Consider the following 25,419-nt stretch of genomic DNA (forward strand, 5'->3'; position numbering starts at 1 on the left):
TTAATTCTGGCACGCGTTGCAAAAATAAGTGCTACGGCCATTTTGTCGTATAAGTGTTATGATATTATTGCAAATCTTGCAAGGTTTTTGAACTTTACCATATACGTAAAAGTTATTTTGAAAATATCCAGCAGATCCAGATGGCTGTGCATAATCCTTCAGTGTTGAACCGCCTGCAGCAATTGCATCACTCAGAGTATTTTTTATTTCAGCAGCAAGTTTTTTGCATTCTATAGAAGTTAAATCTTTTGCCAACCTAAGTGGTGATATACAGGCTCTAAACAAGCTCTCAGAAGCATATATGTTGCCTACGCCAACTATTGATTTATTGTCCATTAACGCTGATTTGATATTCACTTTTTTGTTTTTCAGCAACTCCTGTAAATAGTCTCCACTGAACTCATCCGTGAGGGGCTCTATTCCAAAATCGCTAAAAAAATCCGTTTCTTGTTCTTTATTTAAAACGATAACTAATCCAAATCTTCTTGGGTCATTAAAAATTATTGAAGTATTGTCGGAAAATAAAAATACCACGTGATCGTGCTTATTCCGCATTTGATCGTGGTCAGCATATATAAGCTTTCCGCTCATGCCAAGATGTATGATTACAGCCACACTACCATCTGTATTCCAGATGGTATACTTACCTCTACGCTTGATGTTGCGTATGACTTTGCCCTTTAGCATATCATCAATATTTTTTGTTATTGGGGCACGTAAATTCCAATTATTGACTGTAACATTGCTAATTTGCTTGTTTTTAATTTTATCAAGCAAAAAATTAGAGATTACTTCCACTTCCGGTAGTTCTGGCATCTTGTCTACTCTGTTGCTGCTTTTTTCTTTTTAAAATATTTTGCTTTAAAGCTTTCGCTAATCTTTTTTTCTCCTCTTCTTTTTCCTTATTCCTTTTTGTATTATTCATTATCATAATATATAAGCCTGCCGTTGTAGCTCAGGTGGTAGAGTACGTCATTGGTAATGACGAGGTCCCAAGTTCGAATCTTGGTAACGGCACACTGATTATACTTATAATATTGCACAACTTGTAAGCAAGGCTTAGAAGAAAGTTACAGAGGTAAGTTGTCATGCTTTTTCCATATCCTTTCTACCTTCTTGTTTTTGAGTAGCTCTAATGCTTTACAAAAGTGATACCTTGTTTTACTTGGCACTATAATGTCATCAATGTATCCATATGATGCAGCAAAAAATGGGTTAGCAAATTTTTCTTTATATTCTTTAATTAACGTTTGCTGATCTTTTTCGTGTCGAAATATAATCTCAACTGCACTTTCAGGACCCATCACAGCTATTTCAGCAGTTGGCCAGGCATAATTTATATCACCTTTTAGATGTTTCGAATTCATAACAATGTATGCACCACCATACGCTTTTCTAGTGATAAGGCTAATTTTCGGCACAGTCGCTTCAGCGTAAGCGTAAAGCAGTTTCGCTCCGTGTTGTATTATATTATTGTATTCTTGATTTGTACCCGGCAAAAATCCTGGAACATCAATAAGTGTGATGATGGGAATGTTAAATGCGTCACAAAACCTTACAAACCTCGCAGCTTTTCTTGAAGAATCAATATCCAAACATCCTGCAAGGTGCATGGGTTGATTTGCAACAATACCGACAGTATTTCCTCCAATTCTACTAAAGCCAATTATGATATTACGAGCAAAATCAGGTTTTAGTTCAAAAAATTTCCTTTTATCACAAACTTTTTCAATGAGTTCATACATATCATAAGGAGTATTAGGATTGGTAGGAATTAGAGTGTTTAAGGATTCATCAATGTCGTCAACATCATTACAGATTGGTGCAGATTTTGGTGATTCTTGATTATTTGCTGGTAAGAAAGTAAAGAATTCACGCATTTTTAGCAGCATTTCAACATCATTATTGAATGCAAAATCCGCTACTCCTGTTTTGCTTGTATGAATTTTTGCTCCACCGAGGTCTTCGAAACTTACATCTTCGTAGGTAACCTTTTTTACTACATCTGGTCCGGTTATAAACATGTATGAACTATTCTTTACCATGAAAGTAAAGTCAGTTAATGCTGGGGAATAAACTGCACCACCTGCACATGGGCCCATAATTAAAGAAATTTGTGGTATAACACCTGATGCATTTACGTTTCTTTGAAAAATTTCTCCATAACCAGCAAGAGAATTTACTCCCTCCTGAATTCTGGCTCCACCAGAATCATTTAGTCCGATAATTGGAACCCTGGCATTAATTGCCATATCCATAATTTTGCATATTTTTTTTGCATGCGATGCACCAAGTGACCCACCAAAGACAGTAAAATCCTGAGAATAAACGAAAACTTTTCTGCCATAAATAGTGCCATGGCCAATTACAACACCATCACCTAAAAAATTAGCATTTTGCATGCCAAAATCAGCTACGTGATGCTTCACGAATTTATCGTATTCCTCAAACGAATTTTCATCGAGCAGTATACTGAGTCTTTCTCTGGCAGTTAATTTCCCTTTTTCATGTTGTTTGGTAATCCTGTCAGAACCACCTCCTTTTTCAGCTTCTAGTGCTTTGGTTTTTAGATTTTCTAGTATTTTGAAGTCTTGCATACGATAAAGTAGTTTTTAAATTGGTTGTAGACTTTATTAAGTTTACAAACTCTACTACTATACACATACACTATTGCATGTGGCAATAGTGTATGTGTATAACAATTATTAAAACTTTAACCTTAACGTTGGTGATTAAAATGAGAACACTTTGATATACTAACTTCTTCCAGAACACTAAATGGCTCACTTTGTTTCCCTTTTTTCTCTTCGACAAAACTTTTAGCAGCTTCAACAACCTTGCTTATACGAGGTTCTTTTTCTAGCTCTTTTAGGTACTTTGAGAAGATTTCACAACTTTTATCATCCATATGCACCATTATTTTGCCAAAGCTTGAGGCATTTTCTGGTTTGTCAGCCTTTTCAGAAGATAGAGTCATTACAATCTTTTCACTGTTGCTTATTGGAAAAGTCATTTGGAGCCTGCCCTTTATATCATGATATTTTCCATCTTGTATTTGTATTACATCATCTCCTTCCCCGATCTTTAATGCTCCATCTAAATTTTGAAATTCTGGATTACTCAGGAATTTTGCAGGAGTCACAATGCTTGCTTCTGGACACCGTATACAATAAAGTTTATTATCTCTTTCTACTATAACATCTTTTATCACATTTTCTTCTCCATCTTTTTCAATGCCCCCACATACAATTTGTTTTAGATTTGATAGATAATTGTTACGTTTTTCTATCAAATCTGGTGGTAAGAATTGCAAAGGTTCCTCACTCACATAAGTGCCTGTTAAAACTAGATCGGACATTTTTGATGAAAGAAGATCTAGTTGATCTCTTCCATCAGTGGACAACTCGCACTCCTTTAGCACGTATATATTAGATATCAGATAATCTATTATTGATAAATCTTTGGGGAACATATAGTACGGTATGCCAAACATGATCCCTTGACTTTCTCCAAGTTCTGCAGATTTTATCCATTTCTCTATCATTTGTTCCACAGTCAGTTGCCTATCACTAAGTAACCTAAAAGCTTGATGTATAGCTTCCAATACATTCGAGATATTTTCTTTCATACGTTCATCAACTTGTTCATATATTGCTCCATCTAATTGAAGTTCCGACATCACTTCTAAATCTTCAAGTTCATCTTCTTCTATTATAAACGTTTCATTTAATATGTGATCAGGTGTATCTTTATCATCTTCTATAAAAGCTTTATTTAATATATTGCGATCAGATTCATCTATATTTTCATTGTATTCTGTAGAACAACTGCCTTCACTATCCTCTTCTATTATATGAAATTCAGGTGATAAAGCTGTATCAAACACATCATCTTCAAGATGAATAGGAGTAGAAGCACGAGTATAATACCCCCCATCTATATCTATCGAATCCGGATTATGCTTTTGTATACCTTGACCTACCATATATCCCCCCATTTTGACATAATAAAACAAGAAATTCTAGTGATAGTATGCTCGCGTGATCTACAAAGTCAATAGTTAAATTGCAAGATTTCGGTTATAATTTACTGTGTATAGAAGGTGCTCTTAAATTATGCTAAAAATCGCCATAGTAGGCCTACCAAATGCCGGTAAATCAACTCTTTTTAACAGACTAGTGGGAAGAAAAGCAGCAGTAGTGAGTAACATTCCAGGAGTGACAAGGGATAGACGTGAGGGAATAGGCAGAATTAGCGATTTGGAGTTTAAAGTTATAGATACAGGAGGATGGAACGACCAAACTAATTTTTCACTACAAGTTATTGAACAAATAGAATTTTCTCTATCCAATTCAAACATCATTTTCTTTCTTGTTGATGCAAAAGTGCAAAATGAGCGAAACAAAGAATTTGCAAAGTGGCTAAAGAGAAAAATGAATAAACCTGTAATCCTCATAGCAAATAAATGTGAGAGTCATAAATCCGAAAATGTTGATTATTTGCAGTTTTTTGATTTTCTTGGCCCGGTATACATCTCAGCCGAACATAATCTTGGCATGGTTGATCTTTATGATGCGTTGGCTAGTGTTATTGAAAATATCAGTGCAAATAGTCCTCCTTTCGGTGTCATTCCAGTGCTTGACACTGGAATCCAGAAAAAAAATAGTATGGATCCCAGTGTCAAGCACTGGGATGACAATAAGAGCTCTAATGAGTCCGGTAAATTAAGAATTTCGATAATCGGTCGCCCAAATGTCGGAAAATCAACTTTTTTAAACAGCCTACTTACAGAAAACAGACTAATAACAAGTTCAGAGCCAGGCACCACACGTGATTCTGTGGATATTACATATGATCATGATGGAGAGTTAATTACTCTAATTGACACTGCCGGAATCCGCAGAAAGGCGAATGTTATAGATGACTTAGAATCAAGATTTGTTGAAAAAAGCTTAGAATCAATCAAGCGCTCTCATGTGGTAGTTTTAATGCTAGACTCCCTAGTTGGTATTGAGCAGCAGGATTTATCAATTGGTGAAGCTGCAATTAAGGGAGGGAAAGGGATTATTGTTGTTTTAAATAAGTGGGATTTAATAGGTAAGGATGACAGAAGTAAGTTAATAAAATTTGTCAAACAACAGGAAGTGACTCGGTTATTCTTGGAAGTGCCAACTGTAACAATTTCTGCATTGAAAGGCATGCGCTGCGGCGATGTGATAGATAAGTGTCTTGAAGTGAGTGAATCTTTGAACAAGAAAGTCAGCACTGCAAAACTGAATAAGTGGCTAATTGATGCTTTAGATAGGCACTCTCACCCACTTGTAAAAGGCAAAGCAGTTAAAATGAAGTATATCGCTCAAATTGGTACTAAACCTCCAGCTTTTTCTTTGATATGTAACATACCTGAAAGTGTTGATGAAAGTTACAAACGCTATTTAATTAATGACCTTAGAAAAAATTTCTTTGCTGAAGGCGTGCCAGTCAGATTACTTTTGAAAAAAAATAAAAATCCCTATGCAAAATGAATACCCTGCTTTATACTTTCAGGGATAATTTACTTAAAGTTATGTGTAATAACTCCAGAATTCCTACAATCTTTCTGCTGTCGAGTGCCGCTGCTCTAATTTTTGCATATGTGCTAGAATATTTTTTCAATATGCTGCCATGCAAGTTATGTACATACGAGCGAATAGTTTACTATATCGCCGGATTACTTGCAGTAGCGTGCATGCTTAAAGACAACAAAATTCTAATCTATGCAATGTTTTGCAGCTACCTCATAGGTGCAGTAATATCTTTTTATCATGTAGGCCTTGAACTCCACTTATTTCATGACATTTTAGGATGCACAGAGCAAGCAAGTGGTAACGTTAGTATAGAAGAGCTCAGAAATAATCTACTAAATCCTAATTACTCTCCATCTTGTGACAGACCTCATTACGTTCTAGGTGTTTCCTTAGCAACATGGAATCTAATTTATCTCATAGTAGCTCTATTCGTATCAGGTAAGGTGTATTGTGGAGAAAGAAAGAAATCTAAATAATTTAAGGTACAGCAACAATCAGTTCTTGCAACAGGCAATTAGAGTAGATCACGCTGGAGAATATGGAGCTATTTGCATTTATTCTGGTCAAAAATTTATTCTTAAGAAATCTTCTATAATCAATGAAATAATTGAAATGGAAGAGCAGGAAAAAAAGCATTTTCACTATTTTAATGAAAAAATCAAAGAGCAAAAAGTTCGTCCTACTGTTTTGTTGCCTATTTGGCGTGTTTTAGGAGTGTCGCTTGGCGTTGCAACTGCCATTATGGGCAAAAAAGCTGCTATGGCTTGCACTGCTGCAGTTGAAGAAGTTATCGGGGAGCACTACAAAGAGCAAGTTTCACATTTAGAAGATGGGGAATTAAGAGAAACTATAAGTAAATTTCGCGACGAGGAGTTAGAGCACAGAGATATTGCAATTCAGCACAATGCTGAAAGCGCATTTGGCTACAACATTCTATCTTCATTCATAAAAACAGGCTGCAAAGCTGCTATTTGCTTGTCCAAGTTAATTTAACTAAGCAGCTTTCTTAAAGTGTTTTAAATGTTCTGATGACAACAGAAATCAGGAAGAAATTCAAGTGTAACAATTATTTTATAACTATATTTTCATATCACCATTATTAATCAATAATTAGTGTTTGTAAACTAATACCAATTCTCATTGTTGGTCATTCAAATAGGATACATAGCAGAGTTGTTTAATTGTGGAGTAGGTAAGAGAAGTAATAAATTTACACAAAGCACTCTCAAGCAAAGCAATAGTATCGTATATTTTATTGCGCAAAATGTTCTGTTTTACATACAACCAAAGCCTCTCAACTGGATTGAGTTCAGGTGAGTATGGTGGTAGGTATATAATCTCAATATTTTTAGGTACCTTTAAACTTTTCGACTTATGCCAACTAGCACAATCCATAACAAGAAAGGCTTCTCGTGGTCCCAAATATTGAGACATTTGCTCAAGAAATATATTCATACAATCAGTGTTGACATTCGGTGCAAACAAGCTAGAATTCTCCCCATTTCTAGGCTCTGTGGACAAAAAATATGAAGAGGGAGAAAAAAAGTGGTAGTTTAACCAAATGAACATAAAAATGGAGAAACTACCGAATGGAATATTATATAAAAGAAAGAAATTGGAAACAAATTTTAGAATTCATAAAAGGCATAAAAGGAATGCATAGTAAAGACGAAAAACGTTTAAGAATATTCATAGAAGCAGTGTGGTATATGGCGCGAAGTGGTTGCCAATGGCGACTTTTGCCGAAAATCTATGGCAATTACAGAAGTATACACAAACGATTTAAGAGATGGTGCGAAAGGGGTATTTGGAAAAATTTATTGGAGTACACAAAACAAGAGCCAGATTTAGAAGCCGTCATAATCGACGGTACGATCATTAGAGCCCATCCATGTTCGGCTGGATATACAAAAGATTCGAAGGATCAAGAGGCTTTAGGGCGAAGTAAAGGTGGCTTTACGACTAAAATTCATGCACTTGTTGATGCATTGGGAAATCCTTTAAAATTTATACTTATACCAATTCCCATTACACGGCAAACAGATAGACAATAATAGAAGACAAGCCATAATGAAATAAGTGAAATAGTCGAGGTATAAATGGCACTAAGATCAAAATTATTGGATGAAGAAGTAGTAAAATCAGCAAAAAAAATGCTGAAGAAAGTAAGGAACAATGCATATGTTGCAAAAAAACTAAATGCTGTAATTGCAGCAAAAAAGCATAGTATAACGGCTGTAGCAAAAATATATTGCATTTCAAGAAGCGCACTAACTTCGTGGATAAAACTCTTGAAATTAGGCAGAGAAGAAAAATTGTTTGCTCCTCCACAACGGCGTAGAAAAACTAAATTAAATCAGGCTCAACTACAGCAAGTTGAAGCATGGGTAGGAGAAAATCCTAATATTACCATTAAAGAAATGAGAATAAGAATCCAGGAAAAGTTCGGCTTAAATATTAGCAAATCTACAGTACACCGCTATATGCAAAAGATGAAATTCTCTTATATTACACCAAGACCAGTACACAATGTACAAGATAAAAGAAAATAAGAGGAATTCAAAAAAAAATCTCAACGAAGTTATTGGCAAGTATCCTGAAAAAGAGCTGTTTTTCTTCGATGAATCGCGGTTTGGCACACATTCAAAGACCGGGCATGGATGGTTTAAAAAAGGCGTCAGAACAAAAGTTAAGGTAAAATTAGGTAGGGAAAATTTTTATCTCTACAGTGCAGTTAATCCTAGAAATGGGGAGAATTCTAGCTTGTTTGCACCGAATGTCAACACTGATTGTATGAATATATTTCTTGAGCAAATGTCTCAATATTTGGGACCACGAGAAGCCTTTCTTGTTATGGATTGTGCTAGTTGGCATAAGTCGAAAAGTTTAAAGGTACCTAAAAATATTGAGATTATATACCTACCACCATACTCACCTGAACTCAATCCAGTTGAGAGGCTTTGGTTGTATGTAAAACAGAACATTTTGCGCAATAAAATATACGATACTATTGCTTTGCTTGAGAGTGCTTTGTGTAAATTTATTACTTCTCTTACCTACTCCACAATTAAACAACTCTGCTATGTATCCTATTTGAATGACCAACAATGAGAATTGGTATTACTCCTGGCCAGAGGAATGAAATTACACAAGCTGAAGTATTAACAAAAAATGTCTATAACTCCATTGTAGTAGCTGATAAGGGTTATGACAGCAATGCTTTTGTGGTCAGCCTTGAAAACAGGAAATGTGAAATCGTAATTCCATCAAAAAGGAATCGAAAAGTGCAAAGATACTATGATGAGCATATTTATAAAGAACGTCATTTGATTGAGTGCTTTTTCGGTAAAATTAAAAATTTTAGGCGCATTTTTTCCAGATTTGACAAGACCGCAGAGGTTTACATGGGATTTCTAAATTTTGTTGGAGCTCTCATATGGCTTCTCTAAAATTTTGTCCACAGAGCCTAGATAATTCTTCATATCTTGCGATAAGTTATCTTTTAACTCTTCATATGTTCTAGACAGTAACATCTCTAATTCCTTAAAAAATTCAAGTTCAATATCACCTGACGTAAGAATCATCATCAGATGTTTTACTAACTCTCTATCATTTGATTTTATTGCTTGATAAATTGCTTTTTCTCTATCCTCTTTCAAATCATACAGTTCTGATGAATCACTGAGACTAAATAAGTAGTTCTTAGCTTCTTCAGGAGCATAGATCGCAATATTAATTTCTCTTAATGGATTAAACTTTTCTAGTAACTCACTTTCAGTAATTTCCTCTATTGCAACAGCCACTTTACTCAACTTCTTTAGCTGATCTATACCGCCTCTTGAATCTCTGGATGTATTTTTAACTTCATTTAGTACTTCGTTATACAGACTTTGTTTTTCCTCGCTACTTAATAATGCACAATGCTCCTTTAACTGCTTGGGAGTCTTGGATAGAAGTTGTACTAACATACGTTTTGTTGAAAATGCTCATGCTATATTATAGAATTTTTAATTGAAAATCATGCAAAAATTTATATTGCTATGGTCTTCAATTTATGTCTCTTTTTAGTGGTTTCTGAATCTCATGATTCCTATATTTCAGCTTTTTAGTTTCCTTTCTGGCAAGCTTATCTGCCTCCTCGTTATACGTATTACCATTGTGAGCTCTAACCCACTTCCAATTAACGTCATGCTGTAAAGCAACTTCATCTAGCTCTTTCCATAATTCCATGTTTTTTACTGGGCTTTTATTCGCCGTCCTCCAACCATTTATCTTCCATTTGTTGATCCATTCTGTTATACCTTGTTTGATATAAAGGCTATCAGTATGTAAAACCACTTTACAAGAAACTTTTAACATCTTGAGACCATTAATTACAGCTTTTAACTCCATCTTGTTGTTCGTTGTGTTTTCTTCACCTCCAGAGATACGTTTCTTGATAAAGACACTTTTATTTTCATACATAACTACAGCAGCCCAGCCTCCTGGACCAGGGTTTCCAGAACAAGCTCCATCCGTATATATTGTAACCTTCTTTTTTTCGCCCATACTAACAGAATATGGATTTAACATAAATTTTCTACTGAAATATGTTGATATTGAGTTTCGGATTTTTTATTATGAAGGTGTGAGAGGTTAATCTCGCGATGTTAGGTAATTGAGCTTTTGGGCTCGTATTTTTATTAGGAGGTTAACCTCTCACACCAAAAATAAGTGTTTTTAAAGCTCTTTAATAGCTACTGAATCCATAAATTCATTTGCTGGGGTTTTTAGGCGCTTTATGAGGGGGTTATAAAAAGATCTATAAAGGGACGTCTGAGATGCGTAGTAGCATTCTAGGGTCATCTATGAAGGCAGTTTTTTGCCAACTCTTGAAATTTAGCTAAATTTACCACTTTAATAGACTTCAGCATAAAAAGGTTGAACATTTCTTCACAATTGTGTATAATTATTAATCCTTTTTAGGTTTTTTTCTCATGGCTCTTTCGAAATTTTTAGATCCTAAGCTAGATTTGACATTCAAAAAAATATTCGGCACTGAAAAAAATAAGAATATCCTTATTCACTTCTTAAATGACATCTTAGGCTTTACTGGGGTTAACACTATTCAAGATGTTGAGTTTCTTAGCACTATCATGAATCCTGAAATTGCTTCTGATAAACAAAGCATTGTTGATGTTCTTTGTAAGGATTCATACGGAAATAGGTATATTGCGGAAATGCAACTCGCTCGTGATAAAGGCTTCGAAAAACGGGCTCAATTATATGCTGCTAAGGCTTACTCAAGGCAGGCTGATAAAGGTGGTAAGTACATTGATTTAAAGAAGGTTTTCTTTATTGCTATTTCCAATTGTAATTTATTTCCTGATAAGCTTGATTATATATCTAGCCATACCATAAGAGATGAAAAAACTAACGAGCATGACTTAAAAGATTTTCAATTTATCTTCATTGAGCTGCCAAAGTTTCCTAAGAGCAGGGAAGAGCAGCTAGAAAATGTAGTAGACCGTTGGCTATTTTTCTTTAAATATGCAGAAGAAACAACTGATGAAGATTTAAGGAAAATAGCAGAAAAATCACCAATAATAAAATTAGCATATGATGAGTTAGATAAGTTTCATTGGAATGAGAAGGATCTCCTAGCTTATGAAGAAAGGGTCATGGATTTACAGAAAGAAGCTGCTATCTTGGAACAACGTCTTGATGATGCCGGAGACGAAGGTAAACAAGAAGGTAGACAAGAAGGTAGAGAAGAAGGCATCCTAATCGGTCATGAAAAAGGCAGAGAAGAGGGCGAAAAACAGGCTAAAATAGCTGTGGCAAAGAATCTACTTAAAGCAGGGGTTTCTACCGATATCGTAGTTCAAACTACTGGTCTTACGGCTAATGAAGTTAAAGGCCTACTATCTCTAGATGCTTAGGTGAATATCTTTGTATTAGACGAAAATCCTGTAACTGCAGCACAAATGTTATGCGATAAGCACATAGTGAAAATGCCCTTAGAAACTGCTCAATTACTTAGTAGTGTTTTTTCAATTGCGTTAAAAGCGCAAAATCCTTTAGTCAGCATCACAGACCAGAATATAGAAGTTCCATATAAACTTACTCACAAAAACCACCCTTGTTCTCTATGGGCTAGACACTCAAAAGGAAACTTTAATTGGTTGATAAAGCATGGAAAAGAATTGTGCATAGAGTATAGCTTGCGATACAAAAGAACGCATAAATCCGAAGAAGTTATAGATTGGTGTGATAATAATAAGGATTTGCTAATTTTTCAATCAGTCGATAGACAAGCTTTTATACAAGCACTGCCGGATCAGCATAAATGCAGCAGTGCTGTGGAAGCTTATAGGAGATATTATCTCAAGGAAAAGATAAGGTTTGCTAAGTGGGAAAAGGGCAGAGAAGCACCGGATTGGATAATCTACCCACAACTGATACAGCTCATAAATAGAGAAGACATCCTAATCGGCGAAGAAAAAGCTAAAATAGCGCTAAAAATTTACTTAAGGCCGGTATATGTTATAGCTAAAATGATCGGCCTTTTTATTGATCACATTAATAAGATTCAAGAAGAGAAGTTTTAGCCATAACGTTTTTTATTAAATTCTCCATTCTAGTAATTTTTATGTTGCAATCCATTCTAATGTATGTACAATACCACTTTTACATAATACTATTAATTAATAGGAGGGTTAATGCCAAGAAAAACAGAGCGTCATGCTGCAGTACTTAAAAAATTACAGGATGTTATAAAACATATAGATCCTGAAATCGCTGTTGGGAGGCGTCTAGCTATCAAAAGGTGGGTAGAAACCTATATAGAGCATATAAAATCCTTTAAGGATGATAAGCTGCAATTTTTGTACAATGTATTCCAAGATGAAGATTGCTGGTCTGGTATAAAATTAAATAATGTTGTTTTAGGTCAAAGGTTGACTGAAGAAAAAATAGGAGAAATCGATAATCCACTTCGCAAATACGAGATGGCTTGTAGTTATTGTGTTATAGATAAAATTCATCCACTCTTTCAAAAAGCATTTGAATCCTACAAAAATGGATTTTCTTCTGATGAACTTGATAGTAGAGGTAATCCTATAACTGATGAGTACATACGAAACTCGCTTTTGGGTGGCATTGGAAGGAAAGGTCCTGTATTTGATTTCTGGATTGATAGAGAATCTGGGGAATTAAAGAAGTATGATGCAGTAGAAGGCTTTGACAGTGCTGTAAAACTTAAGTGGAGTGAAGGAGTAGAGTATTTTTATAATCATCTAAAAGAAGAAGATAAAGAAAAGAAGCTTACAGAAGCCATTATTGCTCTATCTCGCGTTCAATCTGTTGAGAAAGATGCTCCTATTTTAGATTTTTGTGTAAATAAGGTAGCTGACAAAGATACTCTTTTGCAGAAATTATCGCAGAAAGATAAGGGGGCATATTCCCTTTTTGCTCAATTAATAGATTCATGTTTTTTTGATACAGTTCATGGTTTAGTGGAGTGTTGGTGTTATGAAGGAGTTTCAGCACGAGGAGACCATTCAGACAAAATATTCTCACAGCGAGAGTATGAACTTCTTCTTTCATCACTCTCACATGTAATGTTGAAAAATCCTGAGTCAAGTGTTCAAGCTAGATCTCTTATTATGGAGATTTGGAAGTGTGGCCGCTTTGTTGAATACAGAAAGGCTGCCGTTAATACTTCTAATTATACAGTTCATGTAAGTGGCATGCTTGCAGGTTTAATAGTTAACTGGAAACGAGAAGATGGTTATGAGCCTGATAGGGAAAAAGAAATAGAGAAAAAAGAAATATTAGATATAATGTCATTTGCTAAGGGTTGCTTCCCTGAAAAGTTTGAACTTTTTAAAGAAGTCATGATAGAAAACCTTAGATTATGTGGTAGGAAAGGCAAGAAAGTAAATGTAGATTATGGTCCATTTGCAGAAGAGTTATTCTCTGAGTTAGAGAAAACAACTTTACCTCCTGTAGGTGATGGTCCTTGGAATAATTTACGGTCTCAATCTAAGGTATCTTTGCCACTTGATGATGGTCCGCAGTCTAAGTTTGAAGCTCCTAGTGTGAGCGGTGTTTCTAGCCGTAGAAAATAGAGGGGTATCTTATATGAATAATCGTGATGGACTTATTAGGAGTTTAGTAGATGGAGATCTTGAAGATTTCAGACAAAGATTTGAATCTTTTTTAGATCAATGTCCATCTTTCTTGAATTATGTGAATGCAGGTCGTTTCCTTCCTGTATTCTTTTTTAGTATGTTTGCCACTGCACATGATGCTAATATCTTAAATGCAAGTGAGAGAGTCTATTTTCGTTTTGATAACCATGGTGTTAATCCACGTAATGGTGAAAATCGAAATACGGGAAATCTAAAAGTTGTTATTTTAACTAGTAATCGTGGCGGACAGCAAGTTGTCAGATGCTACAGTATTTCTGATCGTCCTAATAGTGATGGGCTAAGGTTCAGTACAAGGGAGAGAAATGCTCTAGTGCGAGAGGTTAGACGGCAAAATCCAAATTTGAGAGAAGAGGACCTAAATTTTGAGCAATACAAAGTATGCATGCATGGAAAGGGCAAGAGTCAGGGAGAGGCAATTGCAACAGTATTCGAGGTAATTCGTGAAAAAGATCGTCAAGGTAGGGATAAATTTGCCAAATATTCAGCATCTGAAATCAATCTTATTAGACAGCTTTTAAGAGATCACAGATTGACAATTAAGGAAATAGAAGGAAGAGGACTCAATCGAAATCAGCTCAGGCAACTTGGTGAGTTGGTCAATTTTGTGCAAGTTGCACCAGGTCAACAAAGAATTTCCAACTTTATGGAAATATTAACAAGTAACCAAAGACAAGATGTAAGAGATGGAATGTACGAAGAAATTTTGCCATATATAACTCGAATCTATCGTAATTATGCAGGCACACTAGAAAATGATATTCAAGATCGCAATCAAAAATTTGAGAGTCATGGGTTTTTATTAGGTTTTTTAGCGAATTTTAGTCATCTCTGCACAATAGATATTGACCTTGAATTGTCTCCTGGAAATTCATATGTTGCTTTTCTTGTACGTCATCAAGCAGAAAGAGGGAATATCCCTACTGTTATTAGCCTTGCTGCAGGAAGAACGTGGTCTCATACTGCATTAAATCTTGCCACAGGTTACGCTAAAAGGTTACATGTTTCTTCATTTATACCTATTCATACTGAATCAGAACATGTTACCTGTGTTGGATTAAATTTTAATTTAAATATAGATCCTTTTAGTGTTGATACAGGAGGGCTTCAACAGGATAGATTTCCTTTAGTACAAAGATTATTTGATTGTGTAGAAAATGAAGAAATTAGAAGAAATATTAGAGATTTTTTACTTCACCATCTTCCTGCTGAAATACCAAGAAATGCAGAGAATTATGATAGAATATTTGATTGCATAACTTGCTTTGCTTTTGGAAGTAGTGCTTTTGATAGAGAGTATTTAGAGCTGGAAGAAGGAGAAGATCGAGTACGTGTAAGAAAGTATATATTTAGATATGATAATGGTGATCGTGCTTTAACTATGGTCTTTTATGGTCAAGGTTCTGATATAGTTATATTTCATATTAGAGCTCACGATGCGCAACAACAAGGAGCCATCAACTTGCAAGATCTTAATATTAATAGGAATAATATTCATGTATGGGAAATTTCATGCACGCTTAATAATCAACTTGAACTAGATATTGATCTACCAAATGACCTTGGTTTATATCCCAATTATCAAAATAATAATGCAAATGATTTTCTTGATGGTGATCTTGTACAAGTGCCTAATGCTGAAAATGTACATAATACTTTGAATCAAGTTATGAATGATGGCTGGCAAAATATAGCTCAGCATAGAGAATTATTTAGAGCTCTTTCTAGAGTATTAATGCCAGAGAATATGAACGATAATGTAATAATAGATGTAGATAGTGAGGACAAATTTCGGTCTATGTTACATGGTGCATTTTATGCTAGTGACAATCCTGATAAAGTGCTTGCTGGCTACTCAGTAGGACAGGCATATAGTCCTAACATAAGAATAGAAGAAGGAAGAATGGCAGAAGTACGCACAAGAGTTACAAAACAGAGGTTAGGTCTTTTGTTATTAAGACAATTTACAAGGGATAATCCAGATACTCATCCAATTGGATATGTATTAAGATTTGCTGGTAATGCAGGGGCAGTAGAGCAGGAACAGCGTAATGCAGGACAAGAAATCGGAAGACTTAAGAAACAACACAGAGGATTTATACCTATTACTTCTGGAAATGAGGTGGTTTTGTTTCCTATTGTGTTTAATAGAGATGCACACGAAGCAGGTAATCTTATACTTTTCCCAGAAGGGATAGGAAGAGAAGAGTATGTACACAGGCTTGATCGTCATGGTCGCAGCTCAAGACCAGGAGGATTAGTGGGACCTGAAAGTGTTATTGATGAGAATCCACCAGAAGGTCTATTATCAGATCAGACTCGTGAAAACTTTAGGCGTTTTTACGAAGAAAAAGCACCAGGACAAAATTCGATTTTTTTGCTTGATATAGACGACAATCTACATGTTCCGTTTAGTTACTTGCAAGGTACTAGAATACAGGCAATGGAAATACTAAGATCAAGAACAAGAGAAGGTGATAATGCCATTCCTACAGCACAAGGAATAAGAAGACAAATAAGAGATATTCTTGGAAATCAAGGGATAGAAGTGAGTGACCTAATTACACTAGAATTTGCGACGAGAAATGGACATTATGATTACTGGCTTCAACAAATTGATATAGCTCACGCTGGAAGATTGCGATATCAGCTTCGTACTGAAGGTAATCACACTTTTGAAGTAGCTAATTTGGCAAGGAATGACGGTAACGAGCACATTGTTAGAGTATTAAATCAATTTAGGGAAAATGAACAACAACAGCGTTTAACTTTAATCATTACTTTAAATAATACTCATTGGATTACACTAGTGATTGAACGTCAAAATGGGAATTATGTTGGGTACTATGCTGATTCAACTGCTACTGCTGTTCCAGGTGGTATTACTGATATCATTCAAAATAATTTAGGAAATAATGTTAGGATTAATAATGTTTCTGTTCGTCAGCAAACAGATGGTTGGAATTGTGGTTTATGGGCATTAGAAAATGCTAGTGATATTAATCAAGTTCTAAACGAAAATCCTGTTGGGCAAGTGCAGAATATCATAAATATAATACGCGATTTTCTTGGAAGAGGCTACCCAAACAGAGATAGAAATTACTTTCAGAACATAAGAGTAGGCATTTCACAATTACTCGCGAATGATCAAGGATTTCAAGATGTGCAATTGCAAGCATACATTCAAAATAGAGAGCAAATTGATCCATTACTACGTACCTATCTAGAATTAGGATATCACAGAGTAGGAGGAGGGTATGGATTAGTAGAAGCACCTATATCGCTTGGTGTTAGTGATTCCAGTAATTTTGGTGACCTGCCACAGTCGAGCTTAGAAGGTCCTGAAGCTAGTCGTGTTTCTGACCTTAGCAAAGGCGGTAGGTAGAGGTAATCGGTAGATGAAAGGAGTGTAACAAAAACCTTATGCATCAAGTAGAGATTGTGAGCAAATTTAAAGAAGTTAAGGTGGGTAACCTGTTTTTTTCTATTTGCAGCAATGTTTCAAAAAGTATATGTGTCGAGTTGGGTAAAGTTGAAGGAGGTTCTTAAATGAGCAATTATTAATTTGGTAGTATATAGCATTAATAAATTTAAACGAAGCAACCACTTCCAGCACCCAAAACCAGCAAGCGTGAGAGGTGTTCTTTTTGGAATCAGTTGGTCTACCAAACGATCCGTACGAACTTTTATTTATAATAATTTTACTATACGCTAAAACTAGCTATATTGGCTTGCCTTCACCAGATTTAGATATGAACTGATCGGCCTGGTTTTGTTGCAAAGACTTCAAGCCCTTATTTTCACAACACCGCTTTTGTTCAAATTATTCTCACAAAGATAGGATCTTTTTTTACAATTTTGAAGCGCAAACAGTAAACAAAAGAATTTGCTCCCACACTGGTTGTCATGATGTTTCTCTAAAATATGTAATTTGCTCGCAGTAAAGATTAACCGTAGACAAAACTTTTTAGAAAAGAAAATGTACCCATTATAAGCTGTGGGCCTTTAACTATTACAATCAGAGCAAATAATATTCCACACAAAGATACTAACACTCCAAGTATCGAGACAAGACCGTCCTTACTCATAATACCAAGTGAAATAAGAGTTGTACCAATTGCTGGGATAAAGTGAGTTAATGGAAACGGATTGGCTATCACCAACGCACAAACTAACATTATAAATGCCAAAATCTTTTCACCTGGCCTGCAGAAAATAAAAGACATTCTTGGTTTCATGAATTTTTCTATTTTTTTTAATGCAGGTAAAGTTTTTTTTACTACAAGGGCTAGTGTGGAACGTTTAAAGGATTTCCTTTCCAACCAATGCGGCATCCAGGGAGAATTAAACCCAAGCAGAAGCTGTAGTGAAAATAAAATTAAAGGTATGGAAAGTACAGTTGTATAGCCAGGTGGAACTGGTATAGGTACAGACAGTGGCAAGGAGAAAATAATTATTAAAATACCAAAACCTCGTTCTTGTAGAGCTGTTTTAATATCAAACAACGTCACTTTATCACTATTAGTAGTACCAGTGTATGCAACCTCTTTTAGAATAAAAGATGCTAATTTTTTATCTTCAGTCAAATTCTTACATTTTTTCATAACTACCTTTTTACAAAGCTATTTCTAATAGCTAATCACCATAGACTTCTTACATAACTTAAAAAGTTTTAGTTTGATTTGAATGTCTAGAAACAGAAACATCATCCAAACCACTTACAGGACAAGAGCCCTCTTTTCTTTCTATAGTACGTTTGAGCTGTACTAATATTTTATCACAGATATTCCCTTTAGCATAATTATATAGGAGTTTTAGCAGCTCCTCATTACCTTTTTCAAGAGCAATTTTAAGAGTAGTATTTTCTTCAGTACCATCTTTAGAGTAATTCAAACCTGGTTTAAAGCCATAATCATTTCCTTTTTTCAGCAATTCCTTTATCTCTTTCAGTAATTTTTTTAACTTAGTTTCATCTACTTCTTTCACTACTTCCCCTACCTTATTAAGCAAATCCATGTCCTAACGCAATTTTTCAGAAAACATTTTTTTTAAATCTCCTTTGTCTTTAACAGATATAGCTTTTACACAACCAATATTAACATTTGGGTCAGAAAGCAGAAGTTTAACTACTTCAGAATACCCATGCTTTAGTGCCAGTGCTAAAGGAACATGACCTTCGTTATTGCTGGCATTAACATTAGCCCCTTTCTTCAGAAGAATCTCAACCATATCCTTATCACCTTTCTGTATTGCTGTGTACAAAGGAGTAAAACCCCGATCACCCTTAGCATTAACATTAGCCCCTTTCTTCAGAAGAATCTCAACCATATCCTTATCACCTTTCTGTATTGCTGTGTACAAAGGAGTAAAACCCCGATCACCCTTAGCATTAACATTAGCCCCCTTCTCCAGAAGAACCTCAACTACATCCTTATGACCATTCCCTACTGCTATGTGCAAAGGAGTACAATTCCGCTCATTGCAAGCATTAATACGAACCCCTTTCTTCAGAAGAATCTCAACTATACCAGCATGACCGCACTGTGCTGCTATGTGCAAAGGAGTATAACCCCAATCAGCCTCAGCATTGACCTCAGCCCCTCTCTTCAGAAGAATCTCAACTATACCAGTATGACCGTACTGCGCTGCCGTGTGCAAAGGAGTAAAGCCATCATTAGTCTCAGCATTAACATTAGCCCCTTTCTCCAGAAGAACCTCAACTACATCCTTATGACCATTCCTTACTGCCATGTGCAAAGGAGTAGACCCCTCGTTAGTCTCAGCATTAACATTAGCCCCTTTCTTCAGAAGAATCTCAACTATACCAGTATGACCGCACTGTGCTGCCATGTACAAAGGAGTACAACCCCGATCAGCCTCAGCATTGACCTCAGCTCCTTTCTTCAGAAGAATCTCAACTACATCCTTATGACTATTCTCTACTGCTATGTGCAAAGGAGTAAAACCCCGATCAGCCTCAGCATTGACCTCAGCCCCTTTCTTCAGAAGAATCTCAACTACATCCTTATGACTATTCTCTACTGCTATGTGCAAAGGAGTAACCCCACTTTCAACCTTAGCATTAACACTAGCTCCTTCGACAATTAAATACCTAACTATGCTAACATTATTTCTGCCTGAAGCGTACAAAAGCAGCTCTTCACAATCATTCACACTACATGAATTCTCCTGAAACTTTCTCTTAAATTCACCGTTTCGCCTTTTAGATATCATGTCTTTTAAATTTAACAGTAATTTCTCGGAGTTCTCTTGTTTGCATTCTCGCTCGCTGGCAGAAGCCCCTTTATCTTCTCTATTAATATCCAACCCTAAAAATGATTCCTCTACTTGCCCTAATTTATCCTTATAGAGAGACTGTATCTCTTCAGCCTCTTTATCCCATCCTCCAGCTTTCAAGGCATCTACGATTTCCTTCACTCTCTCTCGTTCTTGCTTTTCTACTAATCTAATTGCTATATCCTTAGCTTGCTCTATGTTTCCGTTACCTATTAACTTTAGTGCCATATCTCTCCATTCTTCAGGACTAGATTCTTCTTTCTCTATATCTACGTTACCCTTTTCCTCTGGTTTGATTACTTTCAATAAAGAATGTCCTTTTTTACTTTCATCATCACAAATATAAACACTATCAATAGCACGAGTAGCTGCAACATATAGGGCATTCACATAAAATTTATTCTCCTCAAAAGATTTACCTTCCTTATCCTTTGGTCTTGAAATGTTAACATCCTTTTCATCATATAGAGAACGAATTTCACTAATAGCTTTCTTAATATCACCTTCTCCCTTGCTTTTACATGCTATATCCCATATTTTCTCATACGCTTCATCGAACTTGTAAAGAATCACATTCTTAAACTCCAAGCCTTTAGCTTCCTGTACATTAAACACAAGTTGAGTATTAAACAATTTACAAACATCCTCTTTATCCTTATCATTCAGAACTAGAACAGCATAATTTATGGACTCAGATATTTTTTCTGCTATTTCTTGCGCTTTATCCTTATCAAGAAAGCCGACATTACCTTTTTCATCAGTATTACTTTCCATGAAAAAAAGGTTTTTCTCTTCTTCTGTCATTTTGTCTTCTGAAGCAAAGCAATGATTCTTAAAGTGTAGTACACGGTTGGCAAGTTCAATAACTTGTTTACTATTACGATAGTTCTTTTCCAGATTATAAAAAACTTCTGACCCTCTGTTTTCTATATATTTATTCTGAAGGAGAAAGTTCTTTAATTTAGATCTAGAAAAAAAACTTGGATGTATTACTTGATTAACATCACCGCATAACAAAAAATTATTCTTACTCTCCTCTTTTAAGCTTCCCAATATTAGATTTAATGTGCTTTTAGTTAAATCCTGAACTTCATCTACAACAACTGCATCATAACCCTCTTCATTTTTCTTGTTCTGTATATTTCTTACACATTCACAAGCTGTGAGACTGTATCATAATATTCTGAACTTCCTTCTATAAATTCCTTATACTCTTCAAAAAGACTATAAATTTTTTTTTCTTTCTTCTTTAGGAAAGATAGATTCTCTACCTCCTAGATCAATATACTTCCCTTCTCCTCCTTCTCCCCCAAAGTTTCCTCCAGCTATCACAGCGGTAAATTCTTCGAATACTTTATCTCCGTCTTTCTTGTACTTCTTAAATTTACCTTTCTCACATTTTTCTTTGAACCATGAAAAAAATGTATTTCTACAGATTGGCTTCTTTCCCTCTACATGCCTTCTTATTTCTTCATCTTCCTTTGCTATTCTTTCTATAAGCTCATGTACAGATATGAACTCAATTCTTTCAGAAGTACCAACCTTAAATTTATTCTCAGCTTCATCCCAGTATTCATATTCATATAATTCTTTTGATTTCTTTATCAGACTTTCAGATTGAGTGATGTACAGAATCTTTCCCTCCTTAAACTCTTCTTCTATCTTTCTAAGCTTTTCTAAAGCCACTGACGTCTTTCCACTACCAGCATGTCCACTAATAACTAAAGGCAAATTATACTTCTCTTCATCACCTTCAACTATATCCTCTTGCTTTGCACTAAAAGTAACAAAATTCCCTAACCAATGCATTTTTGGAACATCTCCTACCTCTTCATCAAGAATTTTTTTACCCTCTCCGTTGTAATCTATTATCTTTATGCTTTTTATTTTCTCCTTGTCTTTTAAGAATTTTGATTTTTTGTATTCATGATTCAGTATTATTTCCAAAATAACAAAAGCATCCCCTTCTTTTTCTTCACCTTCTTTTTTATACTTTATACTCGTGAATAATAACCTGTCACTATCACTTAATTTAGCTCGAAAATATTTGATATCTCCATCACCTTTTATTAACTTCACATCTCCCAGAGTTGTATGTTTATTTGCCTTTAAATCCTGAACTAACTCATCGTACTTTCTTTTTAAAGACTTTCCATCCCTTACTAAATCATCTTCACTAAACTCATCACAATAAAACACGAAATACATACTTCACTACCTCGATTCAATCTACAAAAGCTAATATAGTAGATATACTGCATCCTAACTCTACATACTTTTAATAATATAATAATATCATGACTTTGTCAATACTTCATAAGAAATCAAACCCTTACCTTGAAATTTCAACCTCAATATTTCTGAATATAACCTTTTATGTTGCCTTCAATGGATAATTTGATTGTTCTATATCTTTCACTTTCTCAAGCTTTGTATCAGGTTTTAACACGTTATGCAACCCAAAGCCTATACAAACTAATCCAATAACCATTCCAACCACTGCTATAGTATGCATTTCCATAACATATGATACAATACCACCTAACAGTAGCACTACCCCAACCACACCAGCCATAATTGGTTGAATTGATGATTTCTCATTTGTAAAATTTCCTTTGCCGGATCCACTATTAAAATATGTAGTTGAAGAAAGGTCATTCGAGGCATTTTGTGTTTTTTCTTTGCTTTCTAATATTGGCCGAAAGTACTCATTAGTGTCTTTACATAACTTAGTGTCAGTTTCTGTAATATTGGCCTGCTGTTTTATTTGTAATCCACCTTTCACTTTCTCAATATTTTCTGGCACATCAAAGTCTCTTGATTCCTCTATGTTTGAGAAATTTTTAGCTCCTTCGCTACTCTCACACAATTCGATTTCAGTTAATGTACCTACAGCAACAGTGCTAGCAGTTTCTCCTCTGGGTTTTAAAGTTTTTCTTTGTACTGTACTGTTTTCATATATAACAGTACTATAACTCTTGTTTATTGAGTTTCCTTGACCATCTAAGCACTCTAAGATAATTTTCTTATCAGCAATCTTTTCAAAAAGTTTATATTGTTCAGCTTCTTTTATCACATACTCCAAAGTTTCCTTATGACTATAAAGTAAAGCGTGCTGTAATAACGTAAGTCTCTCTTTTTGCCATTCACATTTGCGAACTATTTCTATCATTAGAATCTCTTGTATATTGGAGAATTTTTCAAGTTCCTTAACAGCATTTTTATCTTTCTCTAGTTTTTTCGACAATTTTAAAACTTTCTTTTTGCCCTCACTTGTTAACTGACCATCATCACTTGCAAACTCATAGGTTATATCTGCTCTATCAACTTTTTTTAGTACGCTCGGAGCTTTTTTTAGTATTCTCATATTACTTTTGTCCTTTATCTCTTCTATAAGTGATTTGTGTTAGAAAAGTATTAATTGTGTAATTTTTAAGACACTAATTTGTAAAATCTCTCCACCTGCTCACTCCACAGCATCGGTATTTCTCTCAAATCAACTAACTTCAAACCCCTTGGCTGTCTCCCATTTACTATGTCTTCTTTAATTTTTGGTGCTAAATAATTCAACCTTAAAATTTGCTGTATACGTCTTGTACCTATATTAATTTTCATGCTCAGCTCCTTTACACTTCTATATTTTTCCTCTTCTAGTTGACGTTTCCAGGAATGGGCTCTTACCACTGCTTTGAGTAACGCATTATTTGTTTTTCCTTCTGGCTCTACTACCGTGCATTTCTTTCCCTTCTTCTTTATTGGTATAAATTTTTCCTCTGATTCAGAACTCACCTCTATTCCATCTTCTTTTACCATTACTTCCTTTATTAACTTTTTCACTACTTCTTTCTGCTTTCCAAAACTTAAATTTTTCCATTTTTCTTCCCTCTTTTCTTTCCCATTTTCATATAGCTGCTCCGCTTTCTTCATCACTTCTTTTTCCACTTCTCCGGCTATTACATTTCGGCTTCCTGATTCACAACCCTTTCCCCTTAAATGGTTATTGCACACATAATATCGGTACCTTTTATTCTCTTTTTTTGAGTATGTCAGTGTCATATTTACACCACAGCTCTTGCACTTAATTATTCCCCTAAGCAGCGCTTCCTCATATTTTGCTTTTCTATATGTTTGATTCTTTATCAATTCTTGTGCTTTTTGCCACTTTTCCTCTTCTATTATTGCATCGTGCTTTCCTTCATACTCTTTCTCATAATGTCTTATCTTTCCAGTATATATTGGATTTGTTATTATTCTCCTCACCGTCGCTTTTTTAAAGATATCTGATTTTGTTCTGTAACCTTCTCTATTTAACTCTCTTGCCAACTCTGCCATTGACTTCAACTCCAAATATCTTTCAAATATGTGCCTTACTATTTTTGCTTCTTTTTCATTTATTATTAATTCTTTATCTTTGACATCATATCCTAGCGGCACAGTTCCACCCATCCATAAACCTTGTTCTTTTGATGTTGCTATTTTGTTTTTTACTCTCTCCACTATCATTTCTCTTTCTAGTTGTGCTGCACCTGATAACACTGTTTGTACAAACTTTCCCATTGGCGTATTATTATCAAATATCTGCGTTACTGCTATAAAATTTACTCGGTGCCTTCTAAAAAATGATGTTACTTCTATGCTGTCTTTTGTTTCCCTTGATAGTCTGTCTAGTGTGTACACTACTACACAATCTACTTCTCCTCCTTTAACATCTTCAAATAACTCCTTTATCGCTGGTCTTTCTAAATTTTTTCCTGAATAGCCACCATCATCGTACCTTTTTACCAATATTACCCAACCCTCTCTGCTTTTTATGTACTTTTCACATGCTACTCGTTGCGCATCAAGACTATTAAACTTTTGTTCTAGTCCATCCTCATTTGATTTTCTTGTATATATCGCACACCTTACTTCTTTTAGCATTCTCTCTCCTCAATTTCCACTTTTATCACGCATTCCAAATAATAAAGGTCCGTTGTAACTCATTCCCATTATTTTTCCGGCTACTGCTGACAATGACGTGAAAAATTCTTCTCTGTAGATTAAACCCTTATCTGTTACCATTACTGCATGCGTCTCTTCTCCTCTCTCTAGTATTAATTCTGTCCCTTCTACTGGTAATTTATCGCTACTTATTCTTTTTCCCTTCTCTAGCCGATCTGCCAGATACTCTAGTCTTTTTGTCCCCTTTCTTGACATTTCTCCATACGCTTTTTCCTGCATTCTATAAGCTAATCTTGGTATCAGATATTTCTTTGAGTATCTAGGCGCCTCTTCCCCATATACCTTCTTCCATATTCTTCTCAACTCTACCAACGCTTTTTTCTCTAAATTCATTACTTTCTTTTCTGTTTCTTTTTCCATAT

22 protein-coding genes, 1 tRNA gene and 2 pseudogenes are annotated in these 25,419 nt (G+C 35.1%); 11 read left to right on the top strand and 14 right to left on the bottom strand.

Annotated features, from left to right (window positions below; genetic code table 11):
* Both mutM and ACWHVF_RS03760 read right to left on the bottom strand, forming a co-directional pair.
* Complete coding sequence (gene mutM, locus ACWHVF_RS03755) at positions 1-816, bottom strand: bifunctional DNA-formamidopyrimidine glycosylase/DNA-(apurinic or apyrimidinic site) lyase (RefSeq protein ID WP_064125377.1); 816 nt, start codon at positions 814-816, stop codon at positions 1-3.
* Positions 782-925, bottom strand: a complete 144-nt coding sequence (locus ACWHVF_RS03760; protein WP_447933174.1) for a hypothetical protein — start codon at positions 923-925, stop codon at positions 782-784. The genes mutM and ACWHVF_RS03760 overlap by 35 nt, the downstream gene beginning before the upstream one ends.
* 19 nt (positions 926-944) lie before the next feature.
* On the opposite strand from ACWHVF_RS03760, the gene ACWHVF_RS03765 reads away from it, so the two are divergent.
* Positions 945-1,017 (top strand) — tRNA-Thr (locus tag ACWHVF_RS03765).
* Between the two features lie 53 nt (positions 1,018-1,070).
* Here the strand turns inward: ACWHVF_RS03765 and ACWHVF_RS03770 are convergent.
* Both ACWHVF_RS03770 and ACWHVF_RS03775 read right to left on the bottom strand, forming a co-directional pair.
* Positions 1,071-2,597: an acyl-CoA carboxylase subunit beta gene (locus ACWHVF_RS03770; RefSeq protein ID WP_064125376.1), complete on the bottom strand. Its 1,527-nt coding sequence runs from the start codon at positions 2,595-2,597 to the stop codon at positions 1,071-1,073.
* 122 nt (positions 2,598-2,719) lie between these two features.
* Positions 2,720-3,985, bottom strand: a complete 1,266-nt coding sequence (locus ACWHVF_RS03775) for a hypothetical protein (RefSeq protein WP_064125375.1) — start codon at positions 3,983-3,985, stop codon at positions 2,720-2,722.
* Positions 3,986-4,115: 130 nt separating this feature from the next.
* Between ACWHVF_RS03775 and der the strand changes: the two genes are divergently transcribed.
* Genes der through ACWHVF_RS03790 form a run of 3 tightly spaced genes read left to right on the top strand, consistent with a single transcriptional unit; the run spans position 4,116 to position 6,560 of the window.
* Positions 4,116-5,525 carry a ribosome biogenesis GTPase Der gene (gene der / locus ACWHVF_RS03780; protein ID WP_064125374.1) on the top strand — a complete coding sequence of 470 codons (1,410 nt, stop codon included), beginning with the start codon at positions 4,116-4,118 and terminating at the stop codon, positions 5,523-5,525.
* Positions 5,522-6,043: a disulfide bond formation protein B gene (locus ACWHVF_RS03785; RefSeq protein WP_064125373.1), complete on the top strand. Its 522-nt coding sequence runs from the start codon at positions 5,522-5,524 to the stop codon at positions 6,041-6,043. The genes der and ACWHVF_RS03785 overlap by 4 nt, the downstream gene beginning before the upstream one ends.
* Positions 6,018-6,560, top strand: coding sequence for a demethoxyubiquinone hydroxylase family protein (locus tag ACWHVF_RS03790; protein WP_064125372.1), 543 nt, complete (start codon positions 6,018-6,020; stop codon positions 6,558-6,560). Before ACWHVF_RS03785 ends, ACWHVF_RS03790 begins: the two co-directional genes overlap by 26 nt.
* A 144-nt stretch (positions 6,561-6,704) precedes the next feature.
* Here the strand turns inward: ACWHVF_RS03790 and ACWHVF_RS03795 are convergent.
* Positions 6,705-7,076, bottom strand: a pseudogene (locus tag ACWHVF_RS03795) (IS630 family transposase); the annotation flags it as partial.
* An 80-nt stretch (positions 7,077-7,156) separates the two neighbouring features.
* Between ACWHVF_RS03795 and ACWHVF_RS03800 the strand changes: the two are divergent.
* The 3 genes from ACWHVF_RS03800 to ACWHVF_RS03810 all read left to right on the top strand — a co-directional run bounded on the left by ACWHVF_RS03800 (position 7,157) and on the right by ACWHVF_RS03810 (position 9,016).
* Positions 7,157-7,621, top strand: a complete 465-nt coding sequence (locus tag ACWHVF_RS03800) for an IS5 family transposase (RefSeq protein WP_447933025.1) — start codon at positions 7,157-7,159, stop codon at positions 7,619-7,621.
* Positions 7,622-7,666: 45 nt separating this feature from the next.
* A protein-coding gene (locus ACWHVF_RS03805) for an IS630 family transposase (protein ID WP_447933063.1) occupies positions 7,667-8,678 on the top strand; the annotation gives its coding sequence in 2 pieces (ribosomal slippage) (positions 7,667-8,116 and positions 8,118-8,678; 1,011 coding nt in all).
* Positions 8,675-9,016 (top strand): transposase, encoded by a 342-nt coding sequence (locus ACWHVF_RS03810; RefSeq protein ID WP_447933027.1) that lies wholly within the window; start codon positions 8,675-8,677, stop codon positions 9,014-9,016. The genes ACWHVF_RS03805 and ACWHVF_RS03810 overlap by 4 nt, the downstream gene beginning before the upstream one ends.
* On the opposite strand, the gene ACWHVF_RS03815 is transcribed toward ACWHVF_RS03810, so the two are convergent.
* Positions 8,981-9,535 (bottom strand): hypothetical protein, encoded by a 555-nt coding sequence (locus ACWHVF_RS03815; RefSeq protein ID WP_064085757.1) that lies wholly within the window; start codon positions 9,533-9,535, stop codon positions 8,981-8,983. The two genes, ACWHVF_RS03810 and ACWHVF_RS03815, sit on opposite strands and share 36 nt — an antisense overlap.
* Before the next feature lie 79 nt (positions 9,536-9,614).
* Positions 9,615-10,139, bottom strand: a complete 525-nt coding sequence (rnhA, locus tag ACWHVF_RS03820; protein WP_447933175.1) for a ribonuclease HI — start codon at positions 10,137-10,139, stop codon at positions 9,615-9,617.
* A 404-nt stretch (positions 10,140-10,543) separates the two neighbouring features.
* Here rnhA and ACWHVF_RS03825 point away from each other — a divergent pair, with 404 nt between their 5' ends.
* The 4 genes and pseudogenes from ACWHVF_RS03825 (at position 10,544) to ACWHVF_RS03840 (ending at position 17,144) form a co-directional block, all read left to right on the top strand.
* Positions 10,544-11,488, top strand: a complete 945-nt coding sequence (locus ACWHVF_RS03825) for an Rpn family recombination-promoting nuclease/putative transposase (protein ID WP_447933176.1) — start codon at positions 10,544-10,546, stop codon at positions 11,486-11,488.
* A pseudogene (locus ACWHVF_RS03830) lies at positions 11,489-11,995 on the top strand (pyrimidine dimer DNA glycosylase/endonuclease V); the annotation flags it as partial.
* A gap of 273 nt (positions 11,996-12,268) precedes the next feature.
* Positions 12,269-13,678, top strand: coding sequence for a hypothetical protein (locus ACWHVF_RS03835; RefSeq protein WP_064085761.1), 1,410 nt, complete (start codon positions 12,269-12,271; stop codon positions 13,676-13,678).
* A gap of 13 nt (positions 13,679-13,691) precedes the next feature.
* The gene (locus tag ACWHVF_RS03840) at positions 13,692-17,144 is read left to right on the top strand and encodes a cytoplasmic incompatibility factor CifB (RefSeq protein ID WP_447933177.1); all 3,453 of its coding nucleotides are present in this window, start codon (positions 13,692-13,694) and stop codon (positions 17,142-17,144) included.
* A 562-nt stretch (positions 17,145-17,706) separates the two neighbouring features.
* On the opposite strand, the gene ACWHVF_RS03845 is transcribed toward ACWHVF_RS03840, so the two are convergent.
* The 7 genes from ACWHVF_RS03845 to ACWHVF_RS03875 form a co-directional block, all read right to left on the bottom strand.
* Positions 17,707-18,363, bottom strand: a complete 657-nt coding sequence (locus tag ACWHVF_RS03845; RefSeq protein WP_447933178.1) for an exopolysaccharide biosynthesis protein — start codon at positions 18,361-18,363, stop codon at positions 17,707-17,709.
* A gap of 58 nt (positions 18,364-18,421) precedes the next feature.
* Positions 18,422-18,745: a hypothetical protein gene (locus ACWHVF_RS03850; protein ID WP_447933179.1), complete on the bottom strand. Its 324-nt coding sequence runs from the start codon at positions 18,743-18,745 to the stop codon at positions 18,422-18,424.
* A 33-nt stretch (positions 18,746-18,778) separates the two neighbouring features.
* Entirely contained in the window at positions 18,779-20,860 is a 2,082-nt protein-coding gene (locus ACWHVF_RS03855) for an ankyrin repeat domain-containing protein (protein ID WP_447933180.1), read from the bottom strand.
* A 420-nt stretch (positions 20,861-21,280) separates the two neighbouring features.
* Positions 21,281-22,264 carry a DEAD/DEAH box helicase family protein gene (locus ACWHVF_RS03860; RefSeq protein WP_447933181.1) on the bottom strand — a complete coding sequence of 328 codons (984 nt, stop codon included), beginning with the start codon at positions 22,262-22,264 and terminating at the stop codon, positions 21,281-21,283.
* Positions 22,265-22,430: 166 nt separating this feature from the next.
* Positions 22,431-23,423 carry a hypothetical protein gene (locus tag ACWHVF_RS03865; protein ID WP_447933182.1) on the bottom strand — a complete coding sequence of 331 codons (993 nt, stop codon included), beginning with the start codon at positions 23,421-23,423 and terminating at the stop codon, positions 22,431-22,433.
* A 65-nt stretch (positions 23,424-23,488) separates the two neighbouring features.
* The gene (locus ACWHVF_RS03870) at positions 23,489-24,976 is read right to left on the bottom strand and encodes a recombinase family protein (protein ID WP_447933183.1); all 1,488 of its coding nucleotides are present in this window, start codon (positions 24,974-24,976) and stop codon (positions 23,489-23,491) included.
* A gap of 9 nt (positions 24,977-24,985) precedes the next feature.
* Positions 24,986-25,417 (bottom strand): DUF2924 domain-containing protein, encoded by a 432-nt coding sequence (locus ACWHVF_RS03875; RefSeq protein ID WP_447933184.1) that lies wholly within the window; start codon positions 25,415-25,417, stop codon positions 24,986-24,988.
* Positions 25,418-25,419: the final 2 nt, after the last annotated feature.

This window comes from Wolbachia endosymbiont of Dactylopius coccus (assembly GCF_977011065.1).